Consider the following 8,717-nt stretch of genomic DNA (forward strand, 5'->3'; position numbering starts at 1 on the left):
TTGTAGAGCCACGCCCTGCGTGGCTTCGACCCTGTCCGACACCACGCAGCCACGCAGGGCGTGGCTCTACGGGGTCCGGGTGTCGCACATGCCTTTTGACACAAGCCGGCCGAGCGGACCCCGGGTTACCCTCGGGCACTTGTCTGACCGGAGATTTCCCCTTGACCACCCGTCTTGCCCTCGCTGTCGCCGTGACCCTCGGCCTTGCCCTGCCCGCTTACTCCGCCGTGGCCGCTGCCCCGGCCGCTACTGCCGCCCAGCAGGCCAACCCGTTCTTCGCCGACAGCCCGCTGCCGCTGCACTTCCCGCAGTTCGACAAGATCAAGGACAGCGACTTCGCCCCCGCCTTCGACGCTGGCATGGCCCAGCAGCTGAAGGAAGTGGAGGCCATCGCCAACAACAAGGCCAAGCCGACCTTCGACAACACCATCATCGCCCTGGAAAAGAGCGGTGACACCCTGGACCGCGCCACCACCGTGTTCTTCTCGCTGGTCGGTGCCGATACCAACGACACCCGCAAGAAGCTGCAGGCCGATTACTCGGCGAAGTTCGCCGCGCACAGCGACGCCATCGCGCTGAACGGCAAGCTGTTCGCCCGCATCCAGGCGCTGTATGACACCCGCACCCAGCTGGGCCTGGACGCCGAAGGCGTGCGCCTGGTCGAGAAGTACTACGAAAGCTATGTCCGCGCCGGTGCCAAGCTCAACGACGCCGACAAGGCCAAGCTGAAGGAAATGAATGCCGAGCTGGCCAACCTGGGCACCAAGTTCAGCCAGAACGTGCAGAACGAAGTGAACGCCTCGGCCGTGGTGGTCGACGACGTCAAGCAGCTCGATGGTCTCTCTGCCGAGCAGATCGCCGCCGCCGCCGAAGCCGCCAAGGCCCGCAAGCTGGACGGCAAGTACGTCATCGCCCTGCTCAACACCACCGGCCAGCCGCCGCTGACCAACCTGACCAACCGCGATCTGCGCAAGAAGATCTACGAAGCGTCGACCACCCGTGGCAGCCGCGGCGGTGAGTTCGACAACACCGCCCTGGTCTCGCGCATCATGACCCTGCGTGCGGAGAAGGCCAAGATGATGGGCTTCCCGAACTTCGCCGCCTACAACCTGACCAACCAGACCGCCAAGACCCCGGAAGCGGTCAACGCCATGCTGGGCCAGCTAGCCCCGGCCGCGGTGGCCAACGCCAAGCGCGAAGCCGCCGACCTGCAGGCGATGATCGACAAGGAACAGAAGGCCGCCGGCAAGCCGACCTTCCAGCTGGAAGCGTGGGACTGGGCGTTCTACAGCGAGAAGGTCCGCCAGGCCAAGTACAACTTCGACGAATCGCAGCTCAAGCCGTACTTCGAAATGAAGAACGTGCTGGAGAACGGCGTGTTCTTCGCCGCCAACCAGGAATTCGGCCTGAGCTTCAAGCAGCGCACCGACCTGCCGGTCTACCACGAAGACGTCACCGTGTATGACGTGTTCGATGCCGACGGCAGCCAGCTGGCGATCTTCATCTTCGACCCGTATGCGCGTGCGTCCAAGCGTGGCGGTGCGTGGATGAACTCCTACGTCTCGCAGTCCGAACTGACCGGCTTCAAGCCGGTGGTGGCCAACCACCTCAACATTCCCAAGCCGCCGGCCGGCCAGCCGACCCTGCTGACCTGGGACGAAGTGACCACCACCTTCCACGAATTCGGCCACGCCCTGCACGGCATGTTCTCGAACGTGAAGTACCCCTACTTCTCGGGCACCTCGGTGCCGCGTGACTTCGTCGAGTTCCCCTCGCAGGTCAACGAGATGTGGGCCGACAACCCGCTGATCCTGAAGAACTACGCCAAGCACTACCAGAACAGCACCGCGATGCCGCAGGAACTGCTGGACAAGGTGATCGCCGCTGCCAAGTTCAACCAGGGCTTCGCCACCACCGAATACCTTGGCGCAGCGATGCTGGACCAGCGCTGGCACCAGATCGGTGCGGCACAGGTGCCGGCCGCCAAGGGCGTGATGGACTTCGAGCGTGCCGCGCTGGAGAAGGACGGCATCTACTTCGCGCCGGTCCCGCCGCGTTACCGCACCCCGTACTTCAGCCACATCATGGGCGGCTACTCGGCCGGTTACTACGCCTACATCTGGTCGGAAGTGCTGGACGCCAACACCCAGAAGTGGTTCCGCGACAACGGCGGCCTGAGCCGCAAGAACGGCGACCACTTCCGCCAGACCCTGCTGTCCAAGGGCGGCAGCGTCGACGCGATGCAGCTGTTCCGCGATTTCGCCGGCCACGAGCCGCAGATCGAGCCGCTGCTTGAGAAGCGTGGCCTGACTTCGGAAACGAAGTAAGCCTCGAAACCGCCCGGCAACCCCGGGCGGTTTTTTTATGGGGCGTAGGGACGCGCCATGCGCGTCCGAGCGGAGCCCGAACGATCATCACGCTGCACCGCGAATGCGTTATTTCGATTTTGGTCCATGCGTTAATGCAGTGATCGCCGTTATCGGCGGTCGACTGTCGTCCGACCCTACCCATGCACATCCAGTGCACATTCCGGCGGGTGATGGTCAGCGCGGAGCGATGTAGCCGCCGGGTACGCCATTCGGCGACAGCACGAGTTGCCAGAGCTGCGCGTGGCGGCAGCGGAAGCTGGCCATCGAGCCGGCGAGATAGAAGCGCCACATGCGCTTGAAGCGTTCGTCGTAGCGCTGCGGGTCCAGGCTCGGCCACGCGGCTTCCACGTTCGCCCGCCAGGCCTGGAGGGTGCGGTCGTAGTCTGCGCCGAAGCTGTGCCAGTCTTCGAGCACGAACAGGCCTTCATACGCGTCAGTGATCTGCGCGGCCGAGGGCAGCATGGAGTTAGGGAAGATGTAGCGCGCGATCCACGGGTCGGTGCGGTGGCGCGAGATGTTGCTGCCTATGGTGTGCAGCAGGAACAAGCCCTCGGGTTTCAGGCAGCGCCGTGCCACCTCGAAGTACGTGCGGTAGTTCTTGTCGCCCACGTGCTCGAACATGCCGACCGACAGAATGGCGTCGAACGATTCGTCCAGCTCGCGGTAATCCTGCAGGCGGATCTCCACCGGCAGGCCAGCGCAGCGGTGCCGCGCGAACTCGGCCTGCTCCTGCGAGATGGTGATGCCCACGCCGGAGATGCCATATCGCGTGGCCGCGTATTCCAGCGCCTCGCCCCAGCCACAGCCAATGTCGAGCACGCGCTGGCCCGGGCGCAATCGCAGCTTGCGGCAGATGAGGTCGAGCTTGGCTTCCTGCGCACTGTCCAGGTCCACCGCATCGGCCCAGTAGCCACAGCTGTACACCAGCCGGCGGCCGAGCATGGCCTGGTAGAGGTCGTTGCCGAGGTCGTAGTGGCGCTTTCCCACTTCCAGACCGCCGCTACCGGACTGCAGGTTGAACAACCGCGCCTTCACGGCATCGGCCAGCTCGCGCCAGCCGTGCACGCGTTCGTCCAGGTGTGCCTGCATCAGGTGCAGCAGGAAGCTGTCCAGCGAGACGGCATCCCACTGCCCGTCCATGTAGCTTTCGCCCAGGCCCAGTGAGCCGTGGGCGATCACCCGCGAATAGAAATGCTCATCATGGACCTGCAGGTCATGCGGGCGATTGCCGCCCAGAATGACATCCGCCTCGAGCAGCAGTTCGGCAACCCGACGCTGCAGCCCGACGTCCACGCACGCCCCCGCCTCAGCCTTTCGCGAACAGACCGGCGAACGCCGGAGCCACGTGCGGAGCCAGCAGGCTGGCCGGCACGTCCACGGTCTGGGTGCCGTCCGAGTACGGGCCGACCTGATACGGCGGGAACACGAAGCGCAGCGCGGTGATGTGACCCTGCGGATCGGTCACCGGCTGGAACTGGCTGAAGTTGTCGGGGCTGGCCCCGGTGCCGTCGGCGATCATGCGGCTGGCGCTGCGCAGGGATTCCTGCAGCTGGCCCGGCTCCATGTCCTCGGCACTCAAACGAGTGGCCACGCGCTCACGCAGCTGGTCGGCCACGTAGTCGCTGACCGCCGCCCAGCCCTTGCTGTCGGGAATGAGCGACTCTGCGGTCAGCAGTTTCTGCTGGTCCGGCAGCCACACGAACCGCGCCACCAGCGGTTCGCCATGGGCACCGCCGGTGTAACGGCTGCCGTCGGCACTCACGACCACCAGCTGCGGCGTTTCCAGCAGCTTCTCGAAACTCAGCGACAACTCATAGGGCATGGTCGGGGTGTCGTTTCCGAGCCCGTCGATGGCCTGCTGCAGTTCGCCGCGCGCGGCGGTCGCGTAATCCGACAACGCCTTGGCCAGGCCGGGGTATTGGCTCACATCCTGCGGGTAGCTGATGCCGACCACCGCCTTGGGGCTGTTTTCGCTGACGTCGCGCAGTTCGACGCGGGCCTCGGCGGCCGCCGGCGCATCAACGTTCTCCGGCAACGCGGCGGCGGTGCCTTCTGCCGGCGCATCCGCCGGGGCCTCTGCCTCACGTTTGCAGCCTGAAACCAGCACCAGACCCAGTGCCAACACCCAGCCGCCGTAACCCAATGCCCGGCGGTTTCCTGCGATCTTCATTGCAATCCCCTTGTTGAATCCACGCATCATGATCCTTCTTCCGTGAAGCACAACTCATCATTGTTCAGCCGAGCAGCAGGTCCTGGTACTCGTCATGGTGCCGGTCCAGAAACGCCTCGGCATACTCGCAGGCGGGTATCACCTTGTAGCCCTGCTCGCGGGCGAAACGCAGGGCGACCTTGGTCAATTCTCCGGCAATGCCACGGCCCCCGATCTCCTCCGGCACCCCGGTATGGAGGATGGTCATCCGCTTGCGCTTGATCTGGTAGTCCAGCACCGCCTCATACCCCCTGACCCGGGCCTTGAACCGGTGATGGACCTGGTCGTGTTCGACCTCGTATGCCAATCCGGGCGGGGTTACAGAAGCCATGGGCAAGGTCTCCTGCGGAAATTGCCGCGATAGTGCGGAGCCGCCCGCCACGGCCGTGTGAAGTCTGAATCCGGGCAGTTCTGGACGCGGTGCGTCACATCTGCCCCTAAAGTCAGGCCGGTTCAAGCCGATACAGGGGGCTGACAGGTCGCAAAAGCTGGCACGAGCCTTGCGACACCTGCCTGCCCTCTCCGTGTCATAAGGAGTCGTACATGGACCACGTACCTGCTGCCCCGCTGCCCTCCGACGCCGACAGCTCGCTGCTGGAAGGCCTGTTCCAGCTGGCCCTCAATGGCCAGACCCAGGGGTCGGAATTCGACCTGATCGACCACGAGGTGTACACCCGGCTGCTCAGCGCCTATGGGGTTGATGGCCGTCTCGCGGCGTGATGCAGGCTGGGTCACGACCGTTGGTCGTGACCCGCCCCGCCATCAACCGCCCATCAGGTTGAAACGCGGGTTGCTCAGCTCGCGCAGGAAGTGCTGGAAGATCTCCGGGCGCATGGCCAGCATGAACAGCACGCCGAACGCGGCACCGGCCAGGTGCGCGTTGTGGTTGACGTAATCGCCACCCCGCCGGTCCATCCAGATGCTGTAGCCCACGTAGAACACGGCATAGATGATCGCCGGCGCGGGAATGAAGAACACGAAGATGATGCTCCACGGGCTGAGCAGGATGAAGGCGAACAGCACCGCCGACACCGCACCCGATGCGCCCAGGCAGGCATAGTTCGGATTGTTGTGGTTCTTCAGGTAGGTCGGCAGGACCGACACCAGCAGCGCGCCCAGGTAGAACGCCGGGTAGGTCAGGTAGCTGCCGGTCAGGCCCAGCATCACGCGCTCGATCTGGCCGCCGAAGAAGAACAGGGTGATCATGTTGAACAGCAGGTGCTGCCAATCGCCATGAATGAAGCCACAGGTGATCAGGCGGTCATACTGGCGATGGCGTTGCACCGCCGGCGGCCACAGGATCAGACGGTCAGCCAGCGCACGGTTTTTGAACGCCATCCACGACACCAGGACGGTGATGGCGATCAGCAGCAGATTCACAGGGGTCATCGGGGTACTCAGGCAGCGCGGTAGTTGTCGACCATACGATAGCGCTTGGCATACCAACCGAAGGCCAACGCCGCGACAAAGGCGAAGCCGGCGAAGAAGAACATCAGGAACGCCGCCTCGCTCAACCCGGTACTGGCGATCTTCTGGGTCACCCCGTCATTGCGCACGGCCGCGTTGGACAGCAGCACCCACAGGTTGCCGATCGTGGTGGTCAGGTTCCAGAAGCTCATCACCACGCCCTTCATGGCCTGCGGAGCCTGGCTGTAGGCGAACTCCAGGCCGGTGGCCGAGACCAGCACCTCACCGAAGGTCAGCAGCGCATACGGCAGCACCTGCCAGAAGATCGACATGGCGTTGCCGCCATCCATCATCACCTGGATACCGCCCACCACCACCCAGGCCAGGCCGCTGAATGCGATACCGGCGGTCATGCGGCGCAGCGCGGTCGGCTCGAACCCGAAACGGCGCAGGGCCGGGTACAGCACGAGGTTGTTGAACGGAATCAGGATCATCACCAGCGCCGGGTTCAAGGCCTGCATCTGCGAGGCGGTGAACCAGCTCGGCATCACCATGTCCTTGCCCTGCAGCACCCAGGTCGACGCCTTCTGGTCGAACAACGAGAAGAACGGGGTGGTCAGCGCGAAGATCACCAGCACGCGCAGCACCGAGCGCACGCCTTCGACGGCTTCGTCCGGATGCTGGCCGCGCGCCCCTTCAAGCTGCTGCCACGCCCCGCCACCAATGCCGACCAGCAGCGCCACCAGCGCCAGACACAGCACGATCACGATGCCCAGCATCGGCGTGAAGATACCCATGCCCAGCGCCACTGCCACACCGCCCAGCGCCATGGCCAGACCCGGTCGCTCGCGACGGACCCACAGCAGCGCCACAACCACACAGGGGATGATCGCGGCAACGCCCAGCCAGTAAGTCGAGGCCAGCGCGATCGCCACGCCGATGCCACGCATCACGCGCGAAGCCGGCCCGGGGACAGCGCGGCGCGCCATCAGCGCCGTCCGCACCACATTGGCGAACGAATGCGGGTCCTTCGGCGGCAGCGGCACCATCACATAGCGCTTGCGTCCCATCCAGAACACGAAGGTGGCCACGAACATCAGGATGCCCGGAATACCGAACGCCCACTGCGGGCCCAGGTTCTTCAGCGCCAGCGGGATCAGCAGCGAGGCAAACAGCGAGCCGAAGTTGATGATCCAGTAGAAGGCGTCGAACACCACCTTGGCCAGGTGTTTGTTGGTCTGGTCGAACTGGTCGCCCATGAACGAGGCCACCAGCGGCTTGATACCGCCCGCACCCAGTGCGATCAGGCCCAGGCCCAGGAAGAAGCCCTCACGGCTGTTCTCGAAGACCGCCAGGCAGGCGTGGCCCGCGCAGTAGATGAGGCTGAACCACAGGATGGTGTTGTACTTGCCGAAGAAGCGGTCGGCCAGCCAGCCGCCCAGCAGCGGGAAGAAGTACACGCCGATCATGAAGCTGTGCATGATGTCCTTGGCTTCGGCCTCACGGGCCGGGTCCAGGACCTCCTGCAGCAGCAGCGAGGTGATCAGGAACTGCACCAGGATGTTGCGCATCCCATAGAAGCTGAACCGCTCGCAGGCCTCGTTGCCAATGATGTACGGAATCTGCCCTGGCATTTTTCCCTTGCCAGCGCTGGCGGCTGCTTGCGTGCTCATTCGATGGGGCTGTCCTGCGTGTATAAAGGGTGAAAGGGTACCGGAAGGGCCGCAGCGGCGCACGTTGCGCCCGGACGTGACAGGCGGCCGTATCCATGGCAGGCCATCTGTGGCCGGGGTCACGGCGCGTCGACGACACATGCGTAAACTTATCGTTATGCCCCCCCTCCCCTCGGTTGGACCGGGACGCTGGCCCTGCTGGCTCCTGCTGATGCTGCTGGTTGCCCCCACCGGCCTGACCCATGCCCGTCAGGTCGAGGCCGCGCCGCGCCTGCTCAAGGTGGCCACGCTGGAACTGCCGGTGCAGGACGACAGCCAGTGGCAGCAACGGCGGGACCAGGTGCTGCAACTGCTGGAAGCGCTGCAGCCGGACGTGATCGCCGTGCAGCGTGTGGAGCAGGACAAGAGCCGCAACAATCGCGCCTGCTGGCTGGCGGTGCGCCTGCGCTACAGCTGCGACTTCGTCACCGCCGACCCACCCAGCCAGCCGCTGCGCCAGGGCAGCGCCATGCTCAGCCGACTCGAGGTGGTCGAGGATGGCGTCACCCTGCTGCATCCCCCCGGGCGCTACAGCGCGGCCGGTATGCTGCGGGTCAAGCGGGGCGAGGACCTGATCAACGTCTACGTGGCCCGGTTATGGCCCGAGCCGGACGAAGCCGCCATTCGCCGCCACCAGACCGGCGACCTGATGACCTGGATCGGCGCGACCGCCGACGGCCTGCCCTCGCTGATCGCCGGGGCCTATGCGGCCAGCACCGACGAACTGGTGAGCAGCTCGCCCGGCTTCCAGCCGGCACGGAAGAATCCCGGCGAACGGGTGGAACCGCCGTCCGTCGCCGGCAGCACGTCACGGGCGCACGGGCTGGATGTGCTGTTCCAGGTGAAGCATTTCAGCGGCGTGAGCCTGGAGCCGGTGAAGCTGCCGCCGGTGGATGATGTGGAGGGCCAGCCGCTGCGTCTGGGGGTGATGGCGACACTGCAACTGCAGGACGCCAATCTCTGACCGCGTGACGTATCCGGTAGCGCCGGCCGTTGGCCGGCCCAGGCGATCCCGAGGGC

The 8,717-nt window shown here is 65.1% G+C and carries 8 protein-coding genes; 3 read left to right on the top strand and 5 right to left on the bottom strand.

Features of this window, described 5'->3' with window-relative positions; genetic code table 11:
- The first annotated feature begins 161 nt into the window (after nt 1–161).
- A complete protein-coding gene (locus QMX83_RS18005; RefSeq protein ID WP_282298017.1) occupies nt 162–2,327 on the top strand; it encodes a M3 family metallopeptidase in 2,166 nt (721 codons plus the stop codon).
- Between the two features lie 216 nt (nt 2,328–2,543).
- Here QMX83_RS18005 and cfa read toward each other — a convergent pair whose 3' ends face one another.
- From cfa to QMX83_RS18020, 3 genes are all read right to left on the bottom strand, one after another.
- A complete protein-coding gene (cfa, locus tag QMX83_RS18010) occupies nt 2,544–3,662 on the bottom strand; it encodes a cyclopropane fatty acyl phospholipid synthase (RefSeq protein WP_282298018.1) in 1,119 nt (372 codons plus the stop codon).
- Between the two features lie 13 nt (nt 3,663–3,675).
- A complete protein-coding gene (locus QMX83_RS18015; protein WP_282298019.1) occupies nt 3,676–4,539 on the bottom strand; it encodes a DUF3298 and DUF4163 domain-containing protein in 864 nt (287 codons plus the stop codon).
- Nucleotides 4,540–4,603: 64 nt separating this feature from the next.
- A complete protein-coding gene (locus QMX83_RS18020) occupies nt 4,604–4,909 on the bottom strand; it encodes a GNAT family N-acetyltransferase (RefSeq protein ID WP_282298020.1) in 306 nt (101 codons plus the stop codon).
- 212 nt (nt 4,910–5,121) lie between these two features.
- On the opposite strand from QMX83_RS18020, the gene QMX83_RS18025 reads away from it, so the two are divergent.
- On the top strand, nt 5,122–5,298 hold the full coding sequence (locus QMX83_RS18025; RefSeq protein ID WP_282298021.1) for a hypothetical protein: 177 nt from the start codon (nt 5,122–5,124) through the stop codon (nt 5,296–5,298).
- Between the two features lie 42 nt (nt 5,299–5,340).
- Here the strand turns inward: QMX83_RS18025 and QMX83_RS18030 are convergent, their stop codons facing one another.
- Nucleotides 5,341–5,967 (bottom strand): rhomboid family intramembrane serine protease, encoded by a 627-nt coding sequence (locus tag QMX83_RS18030; protein WP_282298022.1) that lies wholly within the window; start codon nt 5,965–5,967, stop codon nt 5,341–5,343.
- A gap of 8 nt (nt 5,968–5,975) precedes the next feature.
- Nucleotides 5,976–7,658 (bottom strand): MFS transporter, encoded by a 1,683-nt coding sequence (locus tag QMX83_RS18035; protein ID WP_282298023.1) that lies wholly within the window; start codon nt 7,656–7,658, stop codon nt 5,976–5,978.
- A 211-nt stretch (nt 7,659–7,869) separates the two neighbouring features.
- On the opposite strand from QMX83_RS18035, the gene QMX83_RS18040 reads away from it, so the two are divergent.
- Nucleotides 7,870–8,661, top strand: coding sequence for an endonuclease/exonuclease/phosphatase family protein (locus tag QMX83_RS18040; protein WP_282298024.1), 792 nt, complete (start codon nt 7,870–7,872; stop codon nt 8,659–8,661).
- Nucleotides 8,662–8,717 lie beyond the last annotated feature (56 nt).

Origin of the sequence: Stenotrophomonas sp. PS02289 (assembly GCF_029960115.1) — a bacterium.
Classification (GTDB): domain Bacteria; phylum Pseudomonadota; class Gammaproteobacteria; order Xanthomonadales; family Xanthomonadaceae; genus Stenotrophomonas.